The sequence below is a fragment of the Herbaspirillum sp. RV1423 genome (assembly GCF_000577615.1).
In the GTDB taxonomy this organism is placed as follows: Bacteria; Pseudomonadota; Gammaproteobacteria; order Burkholderiales; family Burkholderiaceae_D; genus Herbaspirillum.
On sequence record NZ_CBXX010000101.1, the window covers coordinates 1 to 391 of the forward strand.

Annotated in this window: 1 pseudogene; it reads left to right on the plus strand. The window is 60.6% G+C overall.

The features are described from left to right. Nucleotides 1-33: 33 nt before the first annotated feature. Nucleotides 34-391: pseudogene (locus RV1423_RS28275) on the plus strand (ABC transporter ATP-binding protein); the annotation flags it as partial.

Here is a 391-nt window from a genome sequence, read left to right on the forward strand (position 1 = left end):
TCCATTTGCTAACGCAAACAGAGAGAACTCATTATGGCCCTCCTCACCTTCGACAAGAAACGCAACCCGCGCCAGGCCAACGTCAGCCTGGCCATCCTCCTCATCGTCATGATCGCCTTCCCCTTCATTGCCAGCCAGTTCGGCAACTCCTGGGTGCGCATCATGGACATCGCCCTGCTCTACATCATGCTGGCGCTGGGCCTGAACGTCGTGGTCGGCTTCGCCGGCCTGCTCGACCTCGGATACATCGCCTTCTACGCCATCGGCGCCTACACCGCCGGCCTGCTGGCCTCGCCGCAATTCGCCGACGTCCTGCAATCCTTCGTCAACACCTACCCGGCGGTGGGCAACTTCCTCATCATGGTATGCGGCCCGCAGATCGTACAAAACG